The following is a 21,630-nucleotide window of genomic DNA, read 5'->3' as shown; positions in this document are numbered from 1 at the left end:
CGACGCCGGTCAGATGTCCAGCGAGATGATGCCGTAGTCGTAGGCGTGCCGTCGGTAGACCACGCTCGGACGACCCGATTCCTTGTCCTGGAACAGGTAGAAGTCGTGGCCGACGAGTTCCATCTGGAACAACGCGTCGTCGACGGTCATCGGCTCGGCCGGGTGCACCTTCTCCCGGGCGATGTGCCACGGCTGGTCGTCGTACTCGTCCTCCTCGGCACGCTCGGCGACCGCGGTGGCGGCGCCGGCCGGTGCGCCCAGGGCGGCGGAGGGGAGGTCGGTTACCGGCAGGCCGGCGGTGGCGGCGGCGACCGACAGCGGCGCGTGCCGGCCGCGGTGCACCCGACGCCGGTCGGCGGCGCGGCGGAGTCGGGCGTCGAGCTTGGCGATCGCGGCGTCCAGGGCGCTGTAGAAGTCGCTCGTGCAGGCCTCGGCCCGGATCACCGGGCCCCGGGAGAAGCAGGTGATTTCCACTCGCTGGCAGTGGTCGGCCTGGCGCGGATTGCGCTCGTGGAAAAGCTCCACCTCGGCACGAATCAGCTTGTGGTCGTAACGTTCGATCTTCGCCAGTTTTTCTGCTACGTGCACCCGGTAATGATCCGGCACTTCGACGTTACGGCCCTTGACCACGATGTCCACCGTGACCTCCTTCTTCGGACGGTCTTTGCTCCGAAAAACTCCGGTCGCGCGTCCGGGGAGGGGCCCCGCTCGGCGTCGACCGGTCAATACGGCTACGCCTCCTCTCACCGCCGGGGGTGGGTGGCTGACCTCCTACCCTCGACAAGCAAACGCTAACTCTTGTTTGCCCGGTCGTCATCCCCAGTCCTCGACAACGGCCGGAATTTTGCAGAGATCACACACGAAGGAGTGAATCGGAAACACAATCCGTCACCGTTGGTGCCTTTTTTCGGTGGCGGCCAGCACAGCCGCCACCGACGGCGACATTCCTTGTACGGCCAGCAATTGACTGATCGCGGCAAGTGTCGACCCGGTGGTGACGATGTCGTCCAGCAGGACCACTGTCGCGCCGGGTGGCACCGGGCCGGCGTCCGGCCGTACCCGGAAGGCGGCCAGGGCCGTCGCCGCCCGGCCGGCGCTGTCCAGGGTGACCGAGTCGGGCCGGGGCAGCGCGCGTACCAGCCGGTCCACGCGTACCGGCCAGCCTGCCGCGGCGAGCCGACGGGCGCAGTGCCGGGCGAGCCGGCCGAGATGGTCGCCGAAGCGGGCCCGGGCCGCCGCCGGGGTGTCCGGAACGGGCACCAGCACCAGCGGTCGGGCCGAGCCGACCGCTTCGGCCACGACCTCGGCGAGCAGCACGCCCAGCGGCCGGGCCAGACCGTGTCGGCCATGTTCCTTGTACGCCAGCAGGGTTTCCCGCAACGGCCCGCCGTAGCTGCCGAGCGCGTGACAGGGCGGTAACCCCACCGGGGCCGGTACCGGTCGGACCTCGCCGGGGCGCAGCGCCTGCAGCGCGGTCACGCAGTCCGGGCAGACGCCGTGCCGCAGCCCGGGCCGGCGCTGCCGGCAGCCGGCGCATTCGGTGGGCAGGGCCAGGTCGGCCAGATCCGCCCACAGCCCGCGCAGCACGGTCGACTCAGTAGAGGAAGACGGGGGCGGTGGGGTTGCCCGGGCGGACCCCGGTCGGTGGTGCCGTGACCTCCTGGACCTGTTCGCGCACGATCCGCTCGAACGGGTTGTTGCGGTAGGTCACCCCGTTGGCCTCGTACATGAACGTGGCGGCGAGCGGCGAGGTCGGGGTGGCGGGGTGGGCGGCCAGGTGGGTGACCTCGGCACCGGCGTCGTCGCGCAGCCGGGTCTCCAGCGCCCCGTCGACGCTGACGTCGTAGATCGCGGGTCGACCGGCGGCCCCGGCCACCAGCATGCGGCTCTCGGCCCACCAGTCGACCGCGGTCAGGCGGTTCAGTGAGGTCGCCAGGCGTCGGGCCGGGCCGATGGTCGGCACCCCGCCCTCCCAACTGATCGCGGCCACGTGCAGCGCACCGCCGACGATCAGGGCGATCCGGTGCCCGTCCAGCGAGGCCGCCACCGCGTCGACCCGGCCGGGCAGGCCGAGCTGCACCGGGCGCATGGCTCCCCGGTCGTCGAAGCGGTACAGCTCGCCGTCGGCGACCACCAGACCCGCCGGCTGATCGCTGTCGGTACGCAGCCAGACCGGCCGACCGATCACGGTGTGCGCCGGCCCCGTCATGAAGCTCTCCACCACGTCCCGGCCCCGGCCGACCCGCAGCCGCTGCCCGGCACCGTCGCTCACCACCAGGGCGGCCAACACGTCGCTGCCGGCGCGGCGCAGCCCGGCGGAGAGCACGTCGTGGTTCGCCTCGGCCGCCACCGGAACCCGGCCGATCGACTCGTTGGCGACAGCGAGCGCGTGGATCGCGCCCTCGTAGACGCAGAACCGTCGGGCGCTGCTGTCGTCGAGCTGGTACAGCTGGTTCGACGCCCGCTGTTCACCCAGGTCGACAAGCTTCCGGGACTGGTTCAGGATCTTGATCTCGAGGATGCCGTCCAGCTCCAGCAGCGACCAGGCCAGCTGGGTGGCGAACTGCTCCAACCGGACGTCGTCGGCGCCCGGCATGTCGAGGTTGACCTCCCACCGGCCGTCCGAGCCGGTGGCATTGTTGATCATCTCGGTGCGGTCGGGCAGCCCGGAGACCCCTACCCGCAGCCAGTCCGACGGGCCTGCGGTCAGCCAACGGACCACCTCGCTCACCCGACGCTCGGCGGGCACCGCCGAGGAGAGGTACCGCTGGTCGGGCACCAGCCGGGTCCGTTCGGAGTTCCAGAAGTAGATGGATTCGGCCTGGTAGTACAGGCGCAGCGCCTCGTCGCTGAGCAGCAACACGTTCGGTGGGCCGCTGACGTAGAACCCGGCGTCGTCCTGGCCCGCCGGACCGGCGTTGATCAGGCGGAACTCGTACGTCGTCTCGGTGGCCAGCGGCGGCACCAGCATGCCGTTGGCCCGCAGCAGGCCGACCTGCTGCACGCTGATGGTGACCTTCATGCTGTCGACGTCCGGCTCGATCACCGGGTCGTCGGTGAGGCGTACCACCGACAGCGCCACCTCGCTGCCCTGCTTCACCTGCAGGCCGCCGCGCTCCGCCACCGCGATGTACTGCTTGACCCGGTCGTACGCCCGGTCCGGCTCACCGGCCGCGGCGGCCAGGAAGTTGCGGACGAAGGCCTCGGCGTCGCTTCCGCTGGCTTCCCGGGCCGGCGGTTCGCTGCCCCGGCCCAGCGACCAACTGGCCTCCGCCGCGGGCCCCCGCTGCTCGGTCTGTACCTCCGACCGGTCGGGGATGCCGCAACCGACCGCGCCGGCCAGCACCAGCGTCACGCCGAGCGCGCCGCTGAGCAGTCGTCGCCTCACGAAGCCACCTCCGCGCGCTGCTCGGGGACCGGATTCGCCGGCCCCACCGTGAGTGCCCCGTCCGGTCCCGGGCCGATGGCCAGCATGCTCTCGGTCGACGTCGCGCCGAACGACACGGTCGCGTCCGCCGGCACCAGCCGCAGCGGCGAGGTGATCAGCCGGTCACCGGCCCGCGCCGGCAGGGTGAGCCGGAACTGTGCGCCCTGCCCCGGCGCGCCCCATGCCTCCAGCCAGCCACCGTGCAGCCGGGCGTCCTCCAGGCTGATCGACAAGCCCAGCCCGGTGCCGCCGGTCTGCCGGGCCCGGGACGGATCGGCGCGCCAGAACCGGTTGAAGACCAACTTCTCCTCGCCGGGCTTGAGCCCGACGCCATGATCGCGGACGGTGACCGCGACGGCGGTGTCGTCCATCCCCAGGGTGATCCGCACCGGCCGCCCCTCGCCGTGCTCCACGGCGTTGCCTACCAGGTTGCGCAGCACCCGCTCGACCCGGCGCGGGTCGATCTCGGCGATCACCGGGGCCGCCGGCACGTCCAGTTCGATCTCCACGCCGACGCGTTCGGCCAGGCCGGAGAGGCGGTCCACCACCCGGTGCACCACCGGTACCAGGTCGGTCGGCTCGGCGTCGAGGACCGCGAAACCCGCGTCGAACCGGCTGATCTCCAGCAGGTCCGTCAGCAACTCCTCGAAGCGGTCCAGCTCGGCTTGCAGCAGCTCGGCGCTGCGCGCCACCGACGGCTCGAACCCGTCACGCTCGGCGAAGATCAGATCGGCGGCCATCCGTACCGTGGTCAACGGGGTACGCAGTTCGTGCGAGACGTCCGAGGTGAACCGCCGCTGCAGTCGCGACATCTCCTCCAGACGCAGGATCTGCCGTTGCAGGTTGGTGGCCATCTGGTTGAAGGAGGCGGCGAGCAGGGCCAGGTCGTCCTCGCCGTTGACCGCCATCCGCTGGTCGAGCAGCCCGGCGGAGAGCCGCTGGGCGGTGCGGGCCGCCACCCGTACCGGCGTCACCACCAGCCGGGTCACCAGCGCCGCGAGCAGGCCGAGCAGCAGCACCAGGGCGAGGCCGGTGGCGAGCACCGTGGCCCGCGCCTGGCTGGCCGTCGAATCCTGCAACGTCAGCGGTACGAAGTAGTAGAGCTCCACCTGACCGAAGCGGGTCGGTACCGGCGAGCCGTAGACCAGGTACTTGGTGTCCCGTTCGCCGGTGAGCCGGCCGGTCTGGATCTGGTTGGCCACGTTGCCGCCGGCCACCGCCGCCCGCAGCTCGGGGCTGATCAACGGCCGGAAGTCCACCGCGGGCGAACTGCGCGGCAGGATCATGCCACCGACGCCGTCCGCGGTCAGCGCCACCACCACGCCGCTGGTCTGCTGCGGGTCACCGCCGGCCAGATAGTTGACCGTGCCGTCGATGGTCTCCTGGAGCTGGGCCTCCTGCGGCTGGCTGTAGAGGCTGAACTGCTTGGCCGCGTACTCCGCTCCGCTGGTCAGCCGAAGCCGTACGTCGGTCTTGGCGTTGTCCAGCAGAATGCTGGTGATCTTGCCGGCGATCAGGTAGGCGAAACCGCCCACCAGCAGGCTCGACACCACGAGTGTGATAGTGACCACCCGCACCTGAAGCGAGCGTCGCCAGGTGTGGTGCAGGCCGGCGAACACGCGGGCGGCCCGACCGCTGAGCCGACGCCACAACTCCCGCCCCGCGCCGGGACGGCGGGACGTGGTGTCAGGGTCCGGAATCGGGGAGGCGGTCACAGTGCGACCCAGGCTATCCGGTACCCGCCTTGTAGCCCACGCCCCGCACGGTGAGGATGATTTCAGGTCGCTCCGGATCCGGCTCGATCTTGGCCCGCAGGCGCTGCACGTGCACGTTCACCAGCCGGGTGTCGGCCGCGTGCCGGTAGCCCCAGACCTGCTCCAGCAGGACCTCCCGGGTGAAGACCTGGCGCGGCTTGCGGGCCAGCGCGACAAGCAGATCGAACTCCAGCGGGGTCAGCTTCACCTCCTCGCCGTTGCGACTGACGGTGTGTGCCGGCACGTCGATGGCGATCTGGTTGCCGGGCGGGCCGATGGTGAGCAACTCCGGCGCGGCGTCCTCGCCCCGGCGCAACCGGGCCCGCATCCGGGCCACCAGTTCCTTGGGCTTGAACGGCTTCACCACGTAGTCGTCGGCCCCGGACTCCAGGCCGAGCACCACGTCGACGGTGTCGCTCTTGGCGGTCAGCATCACGATTGGCACGCCGGACTCGGCTCGGATCGCCCGCGCGACGTCGATGCCGCTCATTCCGGGCAACATGAGGTCAAGCAGGACGATATCGGGACGATTGTCGCGGAACGCAGCCAGCGCGCGTTCCCCGTCCGCCACGAACGAGGGCATGAACCCCTCACTACGCAGGACGATGCCGAGCATCTCGGCGAGCGCAGGGTCGTCGTCGACCACCAGTACCCGGGCTCTCATGGGGTTAATGTTTCCATCCCGTTCAGTTCAGGGGGTTCGGGCGTCATCCCGGCACGCTACTGCCGGGACCCACGCCGTGCCCAGCACCCGCCGGTACACCGCTCACACGAGCCGCCCCACCGGCCGGGGCTCCACCTGTCCGACTCGCGCGTGTCAACATGATCCCTGGCTGCGTCCCCGCGCGCCACCGCCCCCGCCTTCGACAGGAGTGCGCGTGCCCCACGCCGGCTCGATCGCCGTACTCCCCAACCGGCCGCTCACCGTCGGTGAACTGCTCGACTCCGCAGTACTGCTGCTGCGTGGGCACCTGGGAGCACTGCTTCCCCTGGCCGGAGCGCTCGCTCTCGTCGAACAACTCCTCCTGCTGCCCCTGCGGTCCGCCGTCGGCGTCGAGCCACCACTGTGGTGGACCCTGTCGATGGGCAGCCTGGGCCCCTTCCTGGTCCTGCTCGCCATCGGCGCAGCTACCGAAGCCATGATCATCACGCTGCTCGGCAACCCGGCCGCCAGGGCCGCCGGCAGCGCCCTGGTCGGCCGCCCGGCCAGCGTTCGGGACCTGCTCCGCCCCCGGGATGCCCGCTGGGGCGCCACCCTGCTGCTCTGCCCGGTCGTCGGCGTCACGATGCTGCTGGCGTCCCTGCCCGGCCCGACCTGGTTCCTCGGATTCGCACTGCTCGGCGGGGTGGCCCCGGCACTGGCCCTGGACCGGCTCAGGCCGCTGCGTGCGCCGGCCCGTTCCGTCACCCTCGCGCTGCGGGTCGGCGGCCGTGCCGCCGGTCTGCGGCTGCTCGGCTACCTCGTCTGGTGGCTGCTGCGGGTCGGTCTCGCCTGGGGCCTGTTCACCGGGTTGTCCGGCCTGAACCTGATCGCGACGGGCTGGGCAGTCGCCGTGGCCATGCTGCTGTGGACGGCCGTCAACATGGTCGGCTACGCCGGGCTGGCCTGCCTGGACGCGGTCCTGCACGTGGAGACCCGGATCCGCACCGAGGGGCTGGACATCCACCTCTCCCGGGCACCCGTCGACGCGCCGCAGAGCACCCTGTTGGCGGTGGGCGGATGAGCTTCACCCGCTGGTGGACCGAGACCACGGCCGCACTCGGTGATCACGTACCGCTGCCCCTTGTCGCGTTGCTGCTGGTGCTCGCCACCGTGCCGGCCGCCGCCGGCTGGTACACCTACCCCGCCTGGGTGCCGCGCCGCTTTCCCCGACCGCGCCGGTTCCCCCGACTGCGTCGGCGCCGACGTCCCCCTCGGGCACCCCGGCCGCGCCGGGTCGACACCGACGCTGCCGTCGACCCTGAGTCGCCGCAGCCGACCGGACCACCGGCGCACCATGTCTCGCTTGCCGACCGGCTGGCCGCCGAAGGACGCTACGACGAGGCGATCCGGGAGCGGCTGCGCGGCATGGTCCGGGAACTGTCCGACCGTGGCCTGGTGTCGGTACGCCCCGGCACGACGGTCACCGAGATCGTCGAGGCAGCCGCCACCCGCCACCCACCGGCCGGGCCGCCGGTGGCCGCCGCAGCGGCCACCTTCGCCCGCGTCTGGTACGCCCAGCGTCCCGGCACCGCCGACCACGACAAGCAGGTACGCGACCACGCCGCCACGCTGCACCGGCTGCTCACCGACCGGCCCGCCGACAGCAGCGACGGCGCGGTACCAGCCGGCAGCGGCGGGGGCGACGGTTCCGGGGAGTACGCCCGATGAGCGCGCCGAGGGTACGCCGCCGGCGGCACCGCATCCTGATTCCGGTGTTGCTGAGCGCCCTGGTGGTCATCACGACCCTGGTCACCCACGCGATCGACCAGCCGAACCAGACCGACGCGGGATTCCTGTCACCGCTGTCGACCGGGGACGACGGCGGCAGCCGGTTGGCGGCCGGCCTGGCCGAACGTGGCGTGCAGGTACGGCGGGAGACCGACACCCTCGCGGCGCTGCGGGCGGCGAGGTCCGGCCCGGCCACCCTGTTCGTACCGGCCCCGCAACTGCTGCATCCGCAGACAGTCGACGACCTGAACCTGCTGCCCGGCCACACCCGCCTGGTGCTCGTCGACCCTCCCCGGCGGGTGCTGGACGCCGCCGGGATGCCACTGCGACCGGCAGGTCGACGGTGGGCGGCCCGGGCCGTCGCCCCACACCTCACCGGGCCCTGCGCACTGCCCGAGGTCACCGGCGCGACAGCCGCCGTCGCCCGGCAGCGGTACGCCCCCACCGGCCCGCCCGGCTCGGTGGACCTCTGCTACTCCGCCGGGCTGGCCCGGCTTCCCGGCGCGGCCGAGAACGTGGTGGTGGGCGCAAGTGACCCGTTCCGCAACGGTCGCATCGGCGAGTGGGACAACGAACTCTTCGCCACCGCTCTGCTCGCCACCACCGGCCGGGTGCTCTGGCTCGACCTCGACGGACCGGCACCGCCACCACCCACACCCAGCACCGTCCGGACCACACCCCCGTCCGAGCCGGACGGCGGACCCTACGACGAACCCGACGACGACCAGGGTGATCCGGGTGCCGGCGACAGCACCGAGACCACGCCTGCCGCACCACCGGGCGGTAACGCCTCCGGCTCCGGCGGACCGGGCCGGGAGCAGACCAGCAACCCGCTCTGGTCGGCCTTTCCCCCCTGGTTCTGGGCGCTGCTGGCGCAGCTCGTACTGGCTGCACTGCTGATCGCCGTCGCCCGGGCCCGCCGCTTCGGCCCGCCCACGCCCGAACCGCTGCCGGTGACCGTCCCGGCCGCGGAGACGGTCTTCGGCCGGGCTCGTCTCTACCATCAGGCGAAGGCTCACCAGAGCGCCGCCGAGGTGCTCCGCGCCGCCGCGAAGGACCGGCTGGGGCGGCGACTGCATCTGCCGGCCGACACCCCCGACGTGGCCGCCGTCGTGGCCGCCGAGACCGGCGAACACCCGGACACCGTTCGTGACCTGCTCCACGGCGACGCCCCGGACACCGACCAGGAACTGCTGGAACTGGCGAAGGACCTGGATCGCACCGCCCGCGACCCACGACCGTCCCCAGTTCGGCCGCCGCTGCCCCGATCCGAAGGAGATCCCCGGTGACCCGACCCGCCACGCTCAGCGACCCGCTGGCCGCCGACCCCAGCCGGGCCGCGCTGCACCGACTGCGTACCGAGGTGGCCAAGGCGGTCGTCGGGCAGGACGGGGTGGTCACCGGGCTGATCATCGCCCTGCTCTGCCGTGGTCACGTGTTGCTGGAGGGCGTCCCCGGGGTGGCCAAGACGCTCCTGGTACGCACCCTCGGCGCGGCGCTGGACCTGTCGACGCGACGGGTGCAGTTCACCCCCGACCTGATGCCGGGCGACGTGACCGGCTCGATGATCTTCGACGCCCGCACGGCGGCCTTCACCTTCCGGGAAGGACCCGTCTTCACCAACCTGCTGCTCGCCGACGAGATCAACCGCACGCCGCCGAAGACCCAGTCCGCCCTGCTGGAGGTGATGGAGGAACGGCAGGTCACCATCGAGGGCACGCAGCATCCGCTGCCCGACCCCTTCATCGTCGCCGCGACCCAGAACCCGGTGGAGTACGAGGGCACCTACCCGCTGCCCGAGGCGCAGCTGGACCGGTTCCTGCTCAAGCTCACCGTGCCGCTACCCGGCCGTGAGGAGGAGTTGGGCGTCCTGCGCGCCCACCACGCCGGCTTCGACCCCCGGGACCTGGCCGCCGCCGGCGTACGCCCGGTGGCCGACGCGACCGACCTCGCCGTGGCCCGCGCGGCGGTCGGCCGGGTGCACGTCGCCGAACCGCTGTTCGGCTACGTCGTCGACCTGTGCCGGGCCACCCGCGCCACGCCCGCGCTCGAACTGGGCGCCTCGCCACGTGGGGCGACCGCGCTGCTCGGCACCGCCAAGGCGTGGGCCTGGCTGGCCGGGCGCGACCACGTGGTGCCCGACGACGTGAAGGCGATGGCCCGGCCCACCCTGCGGCACCGGCTGCGGCTGCGCCCGGAGGCCGAACTGGAGGGGGTCGGGATGGACGCCGTACTGGACTCGGTGCTCGCCACCGTGCCCGCACCACGATGACGTGGCGGGCGGCGGCACTGCTCGCGGTCGGTGCGCTGACCCTGCCCGCCTGGCCGGCGCCCTTCGTCGGGGTGGCGGTGATGACCGGCGTGGTCCTGCTGTTGTGCGCCCTGGACTTCGGGCTGGCCGCACCGCTGCGCGGGCTCACCGCCGAGCGCGACGGTGACCGTTCCGTCCGGCTCGGTGAGACCGCCACCGTCACGGTGCAGCTGCACAACGCCTCCGGCCGGACGCTGCACGCCCAGATCCGCGATGCCTGGGTGCCGTCGGCCGGGGCACAGCCGGACGTACCACCCGACCGCGTCGTGCACGTGCCCGCCGGTGACGTGGCGGCCCTGCCCAGCCGGCTCACCCCGACCCGCCGCGGTGACCGGCCGGCGGTGGCGCTGACGGTCCGCTCGCTCGGGCCGCTCGGGTTGGCGTTCCGGCAGCGCACCGGACGTCCGCCCACCCCACCGTGGACGCTGCGGGTGCTGCCCCGCTTCGACTCCCGCCGACATCTACCCGAGAAGCTGTCCCGGCTGCGGGTGATCGACGGCACGCAGGTCGGCCAGGGACGCGGGGCGGGCACCGAGTTCGACACCCTGCACGAGTACGTGCCCGGCGACGACGTACGGTCCATCGACTGGCGGGCCAGCGCCCGCCGGGCCGAGGTGCTGGTACGCACCTGGCGGCCGGAACGGGACCGGCGGCTGGTGTGCGTGCTGGACACCGGCCGTACCTCCGCCGTGCTGCTCGGCGACGAGCCCCGGCTGGACGCCTCGATCGACGCGGCCCTGCTGCTCACCGCCCTGGCCGCGCGGGCCGGTGACCGGGTGGACGTGCTGGCCGCCGATGCCGTGTCGCGCGCCTCGATCGGCGGTGCCGAACGACCGGCCCAGTGGCCCCGGCTGGCACATGCGCTGGCCCCCCTGCAACCGGCGCTTGTCGAGACCGACTTCCAGCTGATCGCGGGCGAGCTGCTGCGCCGCCACCGGCCGCGCAGTCTGGTGGTGCTGCTCACCTCGCTGGAGCCCGGGGCGCTCGGGTCGGGACTGCTGCCGGTGCTGCCCCGGCTCGCCGCCCGGCACCGGGTGCTGGTGGCGGCGGCCCAGGATCCGGTGCTGACCGCCCTCACCAGCACACCGCCCCGCCATCCGCGGGACGCCTACAACGCCGCCGCTGCCTGGCGTACGCTCGCCGAACGTGACCGGCTGACGGCGGCGCTGGCCCGTTACGACGTCGCTGTGGTGGACGTGCCCGCCCCCCGGCTGGCTCCGGCCCTGGCCGACACCTACCTGCGCCTCAAGGCCACCGGCCGGCTCTGAGCCGCCCTCCTGGCGGCCCCCGTCGTCACCGATCGTCGATGTCGGCTCTGGCCCGGGAGCCGAGCAGCACGACGTAGGCCAGGAAGCCGAGCCACGCGGCGGCACCGACGGCGACGCGTACGGCCGTCGGCACGGGTGCGGGGGTCACGAACGCCTCGATCACCGCGGCGACCGCGAACACCCCGACCAGGCCGAGGGCGACCAGGATGGCGTCGCGGCCCGCCCGAGCCACCGCCTGCCCCCGGGTCAGCTGCTCCGGTGGTGAGATCCAGGCCCAGCCGGTACGCAGCCCCACCCCGGCGGCGACGAAGACCCCGGTCAGCTCCAGCAACCCGTGCGGGGTGATCAGGCCGAAGAAGACGTCCGCCCGGCCGTAGGAGATCATCACCCCACCGACCACGCCGATGTTCAGCACGTTCTGCCAGAGCAGGTAGCCGACGGGGACGATGAGCACTCCCGCGGCCAGGCACTTCGCCGCCAACCAGGCATTGTGCGTCCAGAGGTGGAAGGCGAACGTCGGCGCGGAGAACTCCGTGTAGTAGCCGGCGAATCCGGATTCGACCAGGTGCGCCGCCTCCTCGTCACCGATGAAGGCTGCGGCCGTCTCCGGGTTGTCCGCGACGAACCCGATGAGCGTGAAGGTGAGCAGGGTGAAGACGGTGGCCACCGCGCACCACCACGGTGCCGCCCGCCAGACCGCCCCGGGAAACCCGGCCAGCAGGAACCGGCGTACCGCCGCCCAGGACGGCCGGGGTCGGCCGGTGAGCCGGGCTCGGGCCCGGAGCACCACCTGGGACAACTCGCCCAGCAGCGCCGGATCGGGAGAGCGGCTGCGCAGCACCGACAGGTGGGTGGTGACCCGCTGGTATAGCGCCACCAGCTCGTCGACCTCGGCGGCGTCGAGCCGCCGCCGGTCACAGAGCTGGCTCAGCCGACGCCACTCCCCGCCATGCTCCGCGACGTACGCGTCGAGATCCACCGCCAGCCACCCCCGTCCGCGCGATCATAGTGTTCACTGTCGTAGGTGAGCACAGCAGCGCGGTGGACCGCCCCGGCCGCCGGTGACGCCGGTCTGGTCAGCGGAGAGGCCGTACGGCTGGACGTACGGGCCGCCCGAATCGGTTCCCGGGTGCTCGCGCTGCTGATCGACGTACTGCTTCAGCTGGTGTTCGGCCTGCTGCTCATCGTGATCGCCACGCTGGCGCTGGCCGCCCTGCCGTACGGCGTGTTCGACGCGGCCCTGGAACAGGCGCTGCTCACCGTCGGGGTGGTCCTGCTGCTGATCGGTTACCCGGTGTGTTTCGAACGGCTCAACGAAGGGCGCACGCCGGGCAAGGCCGCGGTCGGGCTGCGGGTGGTGAGCCACGACGGTGGCCCGGTGGGGCTGCGCCAGTCGCTGACCCGGGCGCTGGTCGGGGTCGCCGTCGAGTGGCCGGGTCTGGTGCTGCCGCTGCTGTCCTGGGTCGCCGGTGCGACGGTGATGCTCACCGACGCTCGGGGTCGACGCCTCGGTGACCTGGTGGCGGGCACGCTTGTCGTGCACACCCGTACCGCGGTCAGCTGGCGTCCGGTGCCGGCCCCGCTGCCGGTGCTGACCTCCTGGGCGTACACGCTCGATCTGAGCCGGCTGGACCCGAGCCTGGCGCTGACCACCCGGCAGTATCTGACCCGGTCCCACCAGTTCGCCGAGCCGGCCCGCAGCGACCTGGCCCGGCAGTTGTGGCGGGAGGTGGCCGCGACGACCGGTCCGCCGCCCCCACCGGGGCTGCCGGAGGCGGTCTACCTGGCCGCCGTCCTGGGCGAGCGGCACCGCCGGGCCCGCCAACGGCTCGCCGGTGAACGCGGGCTGGCCGCCGCGCTGTGGCCGCAACTGGGCTCGACGCCGCTCCTGCGGCCAGCCGAGCCGACACCGCTCCTCCGGTCCGCCGAGCCGACGCTGCCCGACCCTGCGCCGATCTCGGCCCCAGGTCCGGTGCCGAGCCCGAGAACCGTCCACTCGGGGCAGGCCGCGCCGAGCGGTCCGGTCGGCGTACGCCCGTCGGTGCCGGCCCGCCGCAGCGGGGCCGACGGGACGGGCGGACACTGAGACGCGAGCGATGCCGGTGGCCGGTGTCGAGCGGACACCGGGGAGGCAGTGGTGAGAGGTTTCGGGCCGTGGCTGGCGGTACTCGCGGTGGTGCTGCTGCTCAGCGCGCTGCGGCTACGCACCCTGGCCGCGCTGGTGTCGGTGGGTTGGCTGATCTGGTGCGTCTGGACCTGGATCCGCCCCGGCCGCCGCAGCAACCCGCGTTGACCCGCAGCCCGGCCTGACATGCCGAACCGGGCCGACCCGAGGAAGGGTCGACCCGGTTCGACGAGGTGATCAGTAGCGGTAGTGATCCGGCTTGAACGGGCCCTCGACGGCGACGCCGAGGTACGCGGCCTGCTCCTTGGTAAGCGTGGAGAGCTTGGCACCGAGGGCGGCCAGGTGCAGCCGGGCGACCTTCTCGTCCAGGTGCTTGGGCAGCACGTAGACGCCGATCGGGTACTCCTCGGTCTTGGTGAACAGCTCGATCTGGGCGATCGTCTGGTTCGCGAACGAGTTCGACATCACGAAGCTCGGGTGACCGGTGGCGTTGCCCAGGTTCAGCAGACGTCCCTCGGAGAGCACGATGATCGCGTGGCCGTCGTCGAACTTCCAGAGGTCGACCTGCGGCTTGATGTTCTCCCGGGTGACGTCCGAGCGCTTGGCCAGACCGGCCATGTCGATCTCGTTGTCGAAGTGACCGATGTTGCCGACGATGGCCTGGTGCTTCATCCGGGCCATGTGCTCATTGGTGATCACGTCGAAGCAGCCGGTCGCGGTGATGAAGATATCCGCGATCTCGACCACGTCGTCGAGGGTGGCGACCTGGTAGCCGTCCATCGCCGCCTGGAGGGCGCAGATCGGGTCGACCTCGGTCACCACGACCCGGGCGCCCTGGCCACGCAGCGACTCGGCGCAGCCCTTGCCCACGTCGCCGTAGCCGAGCACGACCGCCATCTTGCCGCCGATCAGCACGTCGGTGGCCCGGTTGATGCCGTCGATGAGCGAGTGACGGCAACCGTACTTGTTGTCGAACTTGCTCTTGGTGACCGAGTCGTTGACGTTGATCGCCGGGAAGAGCAGGGTGCCGGCGCGGTGCATCTCGTAGAGCCGGTGCACGCCGGTGGTGGTCTCCTCGGTGACGCCCTTGATGTTGGCGGCGATCCGGGTCCACCGCTGGCCGTCGGAGGCCAGCGAGCGGTGCAGTACGCCGAGGATGACCGCGTACTCCTCGGAGTCGGCGGACTCGACCGGCGGTACGACACCGGCCTTCTCGAACTCGACTCCCTTGTGGACGAGCAGGGTCGCGTCGCCACCGTCGTCGAGGATCATGTTCGGGCCCTGCCCGTCAGGCCAGTCGAGCACCTGCTCGGTGCACCACCAGTACTCCTCCAGCGTCTCGCCCTTCCAGGCGTACACCGGCACGCCGGTGGGGGCGTCGGGGGTGCCGTCCGGGCCGACGACGATCGCGGCGGCGGCGTGGTCCTGGGTGGAGAAGATGTTGCAGGAGGCCCAGCGGACCTCGGCGCCAAGCGCGACCAGGGTCTCGATCAGGACGGCGGTCTGAATCGTCATGTGCAGCGAACCGGTGATCCGCGCCCCCGCGAGAGGCTGCGCCTCGGCGAACTCGCGGCGGATCGCCATCAGGCCGGGCATCTCGTGCTCCGCGAGGCGGATCTCCTTGCGCCCGAACTCGGCGAGTGACAGATCCGCCACCCGGAAGTCGCCTTCGGCGAGAGTGCGCGGCCGGGCATTCGGCGACGTGCCGCTGGCGGACGCCGGGAGGGTGCTGGTCATAAAAGCTCCTGTCGGACGATTGTGCTGCGCAACCTCTCACTTTACGCGCGCCCACCCGATCACGGCTGGCGTGAGGGCAAACAGCGCACGGGGCGACCAGTGACGGACGTTTCACCGCCCATCTCCAGCCGCCCCGCGCATCCCCCCGGTTTGGTTCCCCCGCGCGTTCTCGGACCTTCGTCGCGATAACGCTGCGCACTCATAGAGTCACACTCCGCATGTGCCGAGTCAAGCTATTCCGGAAAAGTCGGACTCGCGTGTTGCCAGGTCGGCCTCGCTCCGACAACCCGGACGACTCAGCAGTGCCCCGGCGACGCGACGTACACCTCACCCGCACCGCTGACCGTGAGTGACCCGCCGGCGGCGGACCCCACCGCGGCCTGCCCCGTCCCGAGCGTCACCGGGGCGACCATGTCGGCGACGTCCACCTGCCCGGACGTGCACAACACCAGCCACGGCCCCGGCACCGTCAAGGTGACCTCGGGCTGTCGACCCACCGTCACCCGGTGCAGTGCGAAATCCGTCACCGGAACCGGCCAGGTCACCACCCCGTCCGCAACCGGTCGGGGCGCCACCACCGGCTGGTCGAGCACCTCGAAACGAAGCACCCGGAGCAGTTCGGCCACGTCCACGCGCTTGCGAGTGAGCCCGCCACGCAGGACGTTGTCGCTGGCCGCCATCACCTCCACACCCGTACCGCGCAGGTAGGCGTGCAGATTTCCGGCGGGCATCCAGATGGCCTCGCCCGGCGCCAACCGCACCCGGTTGAGCAGCAACGCCACCACCACCCCCGGATCGGCCGGGTACGCCTCGGCCAGCAACTCGACCAGTTCCGCGTCCGGCCCGGCCACCGCCGCCCTGCGCACCGACGCCTTGCGCACCGCCGCCACCAGCCCGGCACGGTCCGCCGTCGGCCAGGTCAGCAGCAGGCGTACGGCCTCGGCCAACCCGGCCGCACCGGCATCGAGCGCGTCGAGCACCGGCCCCAACTCCGGTACGCCGAGCCCCGCCAACACCTCGGCCGAGACCGCCGGATCCCGGAAACCGCAGAGCGCCTCCATCGGCCCGAGCGCCACAAGCAACTCCGGCTTGTGGAACGGGTCGACGTAGTTGCGGTGCCCGTCGCACCGGGCATCGTCGGCGGCGTACCCCGCTCGGGCCTGCTCGGCGTCCGGATGGGCCTGCAAGCTCAGCGGAGCCGCAGCGGCCAGCACCTTCAGCAGGAACGGCAGTCGCGCGCCGAACCGGTCGACGACCCGCCGGCCGAGCCAGCCGGCCGGATCGGCGGCGAGCACCTCGGTCAGGGCGACCCGGCCACCGTCCCGGTCGACGCTGGCCGGCGCACCCGGATGAGCGCCCAACCACAGTTCAGCCTCCGGGCCCTCGCTGGGCACCGGACGCCCCTGCAACTCGGCGATGGCGCAGCGGGAACCCCACGCGTAGTCCTTGATCGGCCCGTACAGCAGTTCCACCGGTCAGCTCCCCGATCGACCGGACGCCTCCGCCGGCCCGGCCTCTCCCCGGTAGATGTCCGGCTCCAGATAGATCACCTTGGCGGTCGGCACCGCCGCACGGATCCGGGCCTCCACCGCGTCGATGCCGCGCGCCAACTCCTCGGCGGTCTCCCAGCGCGCCACCGCGATCTTCGCGGCCACCATCAACTCCTCCGGGCCGAGGTAGAGCGTCTTCATGTGGATGATCCGCTCGACCTCCGGCCCGCCGGTGACCGCCTGCTCGATGGCGGCGATCTCGGCCGGCTCGGCGCCCTCCCCGAGCAGCAGGCTCTTGGTCTCCAGGGCGAGCACGATCGCGATCGTGACAAGCAGCAGGCCGATCATCGCGGTGCCCGCCGCGTCCCACCGGCCGTCGCCGGTGGCCAGGGTCATCCCCACGCCGAACAGCGCGAAGAGCAGACCGACCAGGGCGCCGAAGTCCTCCAGCAGCACCACCGGCAACTCCGGCGCCTTGGACCGGCGGATGAACCTGGCCCAGGACTGCCGGCCCCGGACCAGGTTGGACTCCTTGATCGCGGTACGGAACGAGAACGACTCCAACCCGATCGCCACCAGCAGCACCGCCACCGGCACCCATTGCCAGCTGGTGATCCCGTGTGGATCCGACCACTTGTGCCACGCCTCGTAGAGCGCGAAGACCCCGCCCAGGCTGAACAGCACGATGGCGACGATGAACGCGTAGACGTAACGCTCCCGGCCGTAGCCGAAGGGATGCTGCGCGGTGGGTGCCCGCCGGGCCCGCTTGCCACCGACCAGCAGCAGTGCCTGGTTTCCGGTGTCGGCGACCGAGTGGATCGACTCCGCCAGCATCGACGACGACATCGTCAGCAGGTACGCCACGAACTTCGTCACCGCGATGCCGAGATTGGCCAGCAACGCCGCGACGATCGCCCTGGTGCCGCCCCCGGCGCTCATGCCGCCGCTGTTCCGGTCACTGGTTGGCCAGCTCCTTCATCTCCGTGATCGCCGGCACCGCCATCGGATCCAGGCCGTGTGCCAGGGCCAGATAGATCGAGGCGAAGTCCGGCACCGCCACCAGGGAGGCCAGCCGTTCCAGCGCCGAACCGCCCTCGGCGGTCACCACATCGCACCGTACGCCCCGCCGCTCGGCGAGCGTCTGCACCGCGTCGGCGCGCCGCTCCTCCACCGCGAGAGGCTCGTCGGCGTCGTCCTCGGCGTTCAGGCCACCGTCGCGCAGCAGCACCAGCCGCAGCCGGGTGCCGTCGGGCGTCGACTCCTCCGGGTCGGCGAAGATGTCCCGCTCGCCCTCGGCGAGGCCGCCGAAGACGCCGTCGAGCAGACCGACCCGACCCCGGCCCGCCTCGCCGAGCGCCCCGGTGACCACCGGGTAGCGGGCGTTGGCCGACAGGGTGTCACCGAACCGGCGAGCCGCGACCGAGGCGAGCGGGGACGAACCCCACACGATCGGGATGGAGCCGGCCAGGCCGAGGGCGAGCGACTTCGCCGGGTTGACGAAGGACTCCGCGGTGGGCCGACAGCGGTCGGCGTCGGCGTCCAGCCGGGCCGCCGTCTCGGCGAGGTCCGCCTCGTTGACCTTCACCAGACCGAGCGCCCGGGCGGCGAGCAGCACCGGCACGGTGAGGCCCCAGAGGCTGGCCCGCGCCGGTGCCCGGCGGGGCACCGGGATGAACGGGGCACGGGCCCGCTCGGCAAGTGACTGCAACTGGGAGTCGGCCGGGCCGACGGCCACCAGCCGGGCACCGCGCCGGTGCGCCGCCTCGGCGGCACCGAGCGCCTCCGGGCTGCGACCGGAGGCGCTGACCGCGATCACCACGTCGGCGGCACCGACCCAGCCCGGCACGCCCGCGCTGCGGTGCGCAATGACCGGCACCGGGCAGCGCGGCCCGGCGACCGTGGCCAGCACGTCACCGGTACGCCCGGCGGTGCCGATGCCGGCGATCACGACCGCGCGGGGACGGCCGTCGTCGGCGAGCATCGACAGGTTCGCCTCGGCGGCCAGCGCGGCGGACTCGCGCACCTGCGCGCCGGCCGAGGCGGTGTGCCGCAGCATGCCACCCGGATCCCGCTCGGCCAACGCCTTCGGGTCGTCGAGCAGTCGGTCGTCGGCGTGGCGGTGGCCGCTGACCCCGGCCGTCCCGTCGATCACGACCGCTCCGCAGGGCCGCGTGCCTCGTCCAGCAGCAGCACCGGGACGTCGTCCCGGACCTCGAAGATCCGGCCGCACTCGGTGCAGGTCAGCGTCTGTGCCTGCGCGTCGTAGTCGAGCGGGGCATGGTGGGTGTCCGGGCAGGCGAGGATTTCCAGCAACTGCGGGTCGAGGGCCACGGCGCGGCTCCTTCCACGTATGCGGTTTCACCGATCGGCGGCACCGAACGGCGCGAGCGATCTTATCGGCGTACCCGGTCGAGCACGTCGTCGCGCAGCGACGTCATTCGCTGCACAGTGGGCGCCTCGACATTGAGCCGCAGCAACGGCTCGGTGTTCGAGGCACGCAGGTTGAACCACGCCCCGTCCGGGAAGCGCAGGGTCAGTCCGTCCAGTTCGTCGACCTCGGCATCCGGGTAGGCGGCCCGCACCTCGGCGACCTTGGCGGCCTGGTCCGTCACCGTGGAGTTGATCTCACCGGAGGCGACGTACCGCTCGTACTCGGCACCGAGCACGGAGAGCGGCTGCGGCTGCTCGCCGAGCGCGGCCAGGGTGTGCATCGCGGCCAGCATGCCGGTGTCGGCGAACCAGAAATCCCGGAAGTAGTAGTGGGCGGAGTGTTCACCACCGAAAATCGCGTTGGTACGCGCCATCTCCGCCTTGATGAACGAGTGCCCCACCCGGGCCACCACCGGCTCGCCGCCGTGCTCCCGGATGATCTCCGGCACCGCCTGTGAGGTGATCAGGTTGTGGATGACAGTCGAGCCGGGGTGCTTGGCCAACTCCCGGGCCGCGACCAGCGCGGTGATCGCCGACGGCGAGACCGGCTCGCCGCGCTCGTCGATGACGAAGCAGCGGTCGGCGTCCCCGTCGAACGCCAGGCCGATGTCCGCGCCGTGCGCCACCACCGCGCGTTGCAGGTCGACCAGGTTGGCCGGGTCCAGCGGGTTGGCCTCGTGGTTGGGGAACGTGCCGTCCAACTCGAAGTACATCGGCACGATCCGCAACGGCAGGGCCGCCAACGCGGCGTCACCGAGCACGCTGGGCACGGTGTGCCCGGCCATCCCGTTGCCCGCGTCCACGACCACGGTCAACGGCCGGATGCCGGACAGGTCCACCAACGTGCGCAGGTGCGCCGCGTAGTCGGCGAGCAGATCCTGCCGGTGCACCGGCGCGGTCGGCTCACCGACCGGCTCGCCCTTGTCCAGCAGCGCCTGCGCCCGCTCACGGACCTCGGCCAACCCGGTGTCCTGCCCGACCGGGCGGGCTCCCGCGTGGCACATCTTGATGCCGTTGTACTGCGCCGGATTGTGACTGGCGGTGAACATCGCGCCAGGCAGATCCAACGAACCGGAGGCGTAGTAGATCATGTCGGTCGAGGCGAGCCCGATCTCGATGACCGCACGCCCCTCGGCGCGTACGCCGGTCGCGAAGGCGGCCGCCAGCGCCGGGCCGGAGGCGCGCATGTCGTGCCCGATCAGCACGGCCTTTCCCGCATCGCCGGTGGCGTCGAGCATCTGCGCGAAGGCGGAGCCCAAGGCGGCGGCAACCCCCTCGTCCCACTGCTGCGGCACCGTCCCACGGACGTCGTACGCCTTGACGATCTGGGACAGATCAGACACCAGTTCCACTCCTCGACTGCGGTCCGTCAACAAAGCTGAGCGTATCGGAGGCACGGCCCCCACCCCGGCTCAGCCGGGCAGCCCGCCCCCGTACCTGGGATCGTCGCCTGCCGCGGCGGGCGGCGGCGGGTCCTGCCACCCCGGCGACCCGCCCTGCACCGGCGGCACGGCCGCGGAGCCGGACACCGGCGGCACGGTCGCAGAGCCCGACACCGGCGGTACCGCCGCAGGGCTGGACACCGGCGGTGCGGTCGCGGAGCCGGCGGGAGCGGTCTCGGCCGGGGCGGCCGGGCTCTGGTCGCCGGCACCGGTCGGCCGCGCACCGTACAGGCCGCCGGTGGGCCGGGCCGTCGGCGTACCGCCGCCGTAAACGCGGGGCGTGGGCGGTCGACCCGTCCCGTACACCTGGCCGGGTGCTGGCGGCGGCACCGCCTGCGGACCGGGCGGCGGCAGCACCTGCGGACCGGCCTGCGTCGGCACCGAAGACCTGGTGGAACGGTAGGTGGTGCCGCCCGGATTACCCGGCAGCGGGACGTCGGCCTGCTCGCCACGCTGCCGCCGATCCCGGCGTGAGCGGAACACCAGCAGCCCGATGAGCAGGGCACCGGCCGCGACCATGGCGATGCCGACGTACATCACCGACGAGATGCCGCCGGACTGGTTGGCTGCCTGGCTCGCCTCCCCCGGGCTGTCCACCGCCAACGCCACCGTCGCGGTGGGCGCGGGCGGCGTCTCGACCACCTCGTCCAGAGTGGGGCTGGGAGACGGCGAGGGGGACGGCGACGGGGCGACACGGCCACCGTTCACCCGGGACTCCGCGACGGCACGCCCCAGCAGGACACCGCGCGCCGTGACCGCCTCGCCCGTCACGACCAGCCGCCCCCCGGGAGCCTCGGCGCCGAACGCCACCCGGAAACGGAGCACCGTGCCCTTGCGCTTGCAGAGTTCGTCCCTGGCCGGGGCGACCGGCGCGGTGGTCACCAGCCCGTCGGCGCCGGAGACCGGCACGGACACCCATCGGCGGTCGACCTCCGCCTGGACGGCGACCTGCTCGGGTCGTACGCCGGGCAGACTGAGCCCCAGCGCGCCCCGCACCCGTACACAGCCGTCGGTACGTTTGCGTACCTCCAGCCGGACGTCCTGGGCGGCCCGGCCCGCGGTGAAGCTGCCGGCCGACCGGACGCGCACCCGGTCCTCGTCGGCGTGCGCCGGTGCGGCACCGAGCGTCACCAGCCCGCCGAGGAACACGCAGACCGTCGCGAGCCGCGCCGCGCGGCGACCTACCGACATGAGCTCCCACCGTTCCTCCCCCGA

The 21,630-nt window shown here is 72.4% G+C and carries 20 protein-coding genes; 7 read left to right on the top strand and 13 right to left on the bottom strand.

The window, feature by feature from the left end:
* Positions 1-9: 9 nt before the first annotated feature.
* From hpf to mtrA, 5 genes are all read right to left on the bottom strand, one after another.
* Positions 10-639, bottom strand: a complete 630-nt coding sequence (gene hpf / locus Vgi01_RS04190; RefSeq protein WP_102658224.1) for a ribosome hibernation-promoting factor, HPF/YfiA family — start codon at positions 637-639, stop codon at positions 10-12.
* Positions 640-888: 249 nt separating this feature from the next.
* Positions 889-1,587: a ComF family protein gene (locus Vgi01_RS04185; protein ID WP_204290198.1), complete on the bottom strand. Its 699-nt coding sequence runs from the start codon at positions 1,585-1,587 to the stop codon at positions 889-891.
* A gap of 7 nt (positions 1,588-1,594) precedes the next feature.
* Positions 1,595-3,388 carry an LpqB family beta-propeller domain-containing protein gene (locus Vgi01_RS04180; protein ID WP_204290197.1) on the bottom strand — a complete coding sequence of 598 codons (1,794 nt, stop codon included), beginning with the start codon at positions 3,386-3,388 and terminating at the stop codon, positions 1,595-1,597.
* Positions 3,385-5,142 (bottom strand): MtrAB system histidine kinase MtrB, encoded by a 1,758-nt coding sequence (gene mtrB, locus Vgi01_RS04175; RefSeq protein ID WP_204290196.1) that lies wholly within the window; start codon positions 5,140-5,142, stop codon positions 3,385-3,387. Before mtrB ends, Vgi01_RS04180 begins: the two co-directional genes overlap by 4 nt.
* A gap of 13 nt (positions 5,143-5,155) precedes the next feature.
* The gene (mtrA, locus tag Vgi01_RS04170) at positions 5,156-5,845 is read right to left on the bottom strand and encodes an MtrAB system response regulator MtrA (RefSeq protein ID WP_013731734.1); all 690 of its coding nucleotides are present in this window, start codon (positions 5,843-5,845) and stop codon (positions 5,156-5,158) included.
* 214 nt (positions 5,846-6,059) lie between these two features.
* On the opposite strand from mtrA, the gene Vgi01_RS04165 reads away from it, so the two are divergent.
* From Vgi01_RS04165 to Vgi01_RS04145, 5 genes are read left to right on the top strand one after another with little or no spacing between them, the layout of a single operon-like run.
* Complete coding sequence (locus tag Vgi01_RS04165; RefSeq protein ID WP_204290195.1) at positions 6,060-6,905, top strand: hypothetical protein; 846 nt, start codon at positions 6,060-6,062, stop codon at positions 6,903-6,905.
* Positions 6,902-7,552, top strand: a complete 651-nt coding sequence (locus Vgi01_RS04160) for a DUF4129 domain-containing protein (protein WP_204290194.1) — start codon at positions 6,902-6,904, stop codon at positions 7,550-7,552. The genes Vgi01_RS04165 and Vgi01_RS04160 overlap by 4 nt, the downstream gene beginning before the upstream one ends.
* Positions 7,549-8,901, top strand: a complete 1,353-nt coding sequence (locus Vgi01_RS04155; RefSeq protein ID WP_199180199.1) for a DUF4350 domain-containing protein — start codon at positions 7,549-7,551, stop codon at positions 8,899-8,901. Before Vgi01_RS04160 ends, Vgi01_RS04155 begins: the two co-directional genes overlap by 4 nt.
* Complete coding sequence (locus tag Vgi01_RS04150) at positions 8,898-9,884, top strand: AAA family ATPase (RefSeq protein WP_199180200.1); 987 nt, start codon at positions 8,898-8,900, stop codon at positions 9,882-9,884. The genes Vgi01_RS04155 and Vgi01_RS04150 overlap by 4 nt, the downstream gene beginning before the upstream one ends.
* Positions 9,881-11,191 (top strand): DUF58 domain-containing protein, encoded by a 1,311-nt coding sequence (locus Vgi01_RS04145; RefSeq protein WP_204290193.1) that lies wholly within the window; start codon positions 9,881-9,883, stop codon positions 11,189-11,191. Before Vgi01_RS04150 ends, Vgi01_RS04145 begins: the two co-directional genes overlap by 4 nt.
* Before the next feature lie 25 nt (positions 11,192-11,216).
* On the opposite strand, the gene Vgi01_RS04140 is transcribed toward Vgi01_RS04145, so the two are convergent.
* Complete coding sequence (locus Vgi01_RS04140; protein ID WP_204290192.1) at positions 11,217-12,170, bottom strand: stage II sporulation protein M; 954 nt, start codon at positions 12,168-12,170, stop codon at positions 11,217-11,219.
* Positions 12,171-12,215: 45 nt separating this feature from the next.
* On the opposite strand from Vgi01_RS04140, the gene Vgi01_RS04135 reads away from it, so the two are divergent.
* Complete coding sequence (locus Vgi01_RS04135; RefSeq protein ID WP_204290191.1) at positions 12,216-13,277, top strand: RDD family protein; 1,062 nt, start codon at positions 12,216-12,218, stop codon at positions 13,275-13,277.
* 51 nt (positions 13,278-13,328) lie between these two features.
* The gene (locus tag Vgi01_RS04130; RefSeq protein ID WP_199180203.1) at positions 13,329-13,484 is read left to right on the top strand and encodes a hypothetical protein; all 156 of its coding nucleotides are present in this window, start codon (positions 13,329-13,331) and stop codon (positions 13,482-13,484) included.
* A 69-nt stretch (positions 13,485-13,553) separates the two neighbouring features.
* Here the strand turns inward: Vgi01_RS04130 and ahcY are convergent, their stop codons facing one another.
* The 7 genes from ahcY to Vgi01_RS04095 all read right to left on the bottom strand — a co-directional run bounded on the left by ahcY (position 13,554) and on the right by Vgi01_RS04095 (position 21,606).
* Positions 13,554-15,053, bottom strand: a complete 1,500-nt coding sequence (gene ahcY / locus Vgi01_RS04125; protein ID WP_204290190.1) for an adenosylhomocysteinase — start codon at positions 15,051-15,053, stop codon at positions 13,554-13,556.
* Between the two features lie 296 nt (positions 15,054-15,349).
* Positions 15,350-16,525 (bottom strand): mannose-6-phosphate isomerase, class I, encoded by a 1,176-nt coding sequence (gene manA, locus Vgi01_RS04120; RefSeq protein WP_204290189.1) that lies wholly within the window; start codon positions 16,523-16,525, stop codon positions 15,350-15,352.
* Between the two features lie 3 nt (positions 16,526-16,528).
* Entirely contained in the window at positions 16,529-17,482 is a 954-nt protein-coding gene (locus tag Vgi01_RS04115) for a cation diffusion facilitator family transporter (RefSeq protein WP_102658234.1), read from the bottom strand.
* A 16-nt stretch (positions 17,483-17,498) separates the two neighbouring features.
* Positions 17,499-18,695 carry an SIS domain-containing protein gene (locus Vgi01_RS04110; RefSeq protein WP_102658235.1) on the bottom strand — a complete coding sequence of 399 codons (1,197 nt, stop codon included), beginning with the start codon at positions 18,693-18,695 and terminating at the stop codon, positions 17,499-17,501.
* Positions 18,692-18,874 carry a Trm112 family protein gene (locus tag Vgi01_RS04105; protein WP_013731721.1) on the bottom strand — a complete coding sequence of 61 codons (183 nt, stop codon included), beginning with the start codon at positions 18,872-18,874 and terminating at the stop codon, positions 18,692-18,694. The genes Vgi01_RS04110 and Vgi01_RS04105 overlap by 4 nt, the downstream gene beginning before the upstream one ends.
* A 62-nt stretch (positions 18,875-18,936) precedes the next feature.
* Positions 18,937-20,316, bottom strand: coding sequence for a phosphomannomutase/phosphoglucomutase (locus Vgi01_RS04100; protein ID WP_102658253.1), 1,380 nt, complete (start codon positions 20,314-20,316; stop codon positions 18,937-18,939).
* A gap of 69 nt (positions 20,317-20,385) precedes the next feature.
* Entirely contained in the window at positions 20,386-21,606 is a 1,221-nt protein-coding gene (locus tag Vgi01_RS04095; protein WP_204290188.1) for a hypothetical protein, read from the bottom strand.
* Positions 21,607-21,630: the final 24 nt, after the last annotated feature.

It is taken from the genome of Micromonospora gifhornensis, assembly GCF_016863515.1.
Taxonomy (GTDB): Bacteria; Actinomycetota; Actinomycetes; order Mycobacteriales; family Micromonosporaceae; genus Micromonospora; species Micromonospora gifhornensis.
This window is presented reverse-complemented; position numbering and strand designations above follow the sequence as displayed.

What these genes read in the sequence shown, in the direction of transcription:
- Vgi01_RS04155 (WP_199180199.1), top strand. Translation starts at nt 7,549, where the DNA reads ATGAGCGCGCCGAGGGTACGCCGCCGGCGGCACCGCATCCTGATTCCG.
- mtrA (WP_013731734.1), bottom strand. Translation starts at nt 5,845, where the DNA reads ATGAGAGCCCGGGTACTGGTGGTCGACGACGACCCTGCGCTCGCCGAG.
- Vgi01_RS04160 (WP_204290194.1), top strand. Translation starts at nt 6,902, where the DNA reads ATGAGCTTCACCCGCTGGTGGACCGAGACCACGGCCGCACTCGGTGAT.
- Vgi01_RS04095 (WP_204290188.1), bottom strand. Translation starts at nt 21,606, where the DNA reads ATGTCGGTAGGTCGCCGCGCGGCGCGGCTCGCGACGGTCTGCGTGTTC.
- Vgi01_RS04145 (WP_204290193.1), top strand. Translation starts at nt 9,881, where the DNA reads ATGACGTGGCGGGCGGCGGCACTGCTCGCGGTCGGTGCGCTGACCCTG.
- ahcY (WP_204290190.1), bottom strand. Translation starts at nt 15,053, where the DNA reads ATGACCAGCACCCTCCCGGCGTCCGCCAGCGGCACGTCGCCGAATGCC.
- Vgi01_RS04115 (WP_102658234.1), bottom strand. Translation starts at nt 17,482, where the DNA reads ATGAGCGCCGGGGGCGGCACCAGGGCGATCGTCGCGGCGTTGCTGGCC.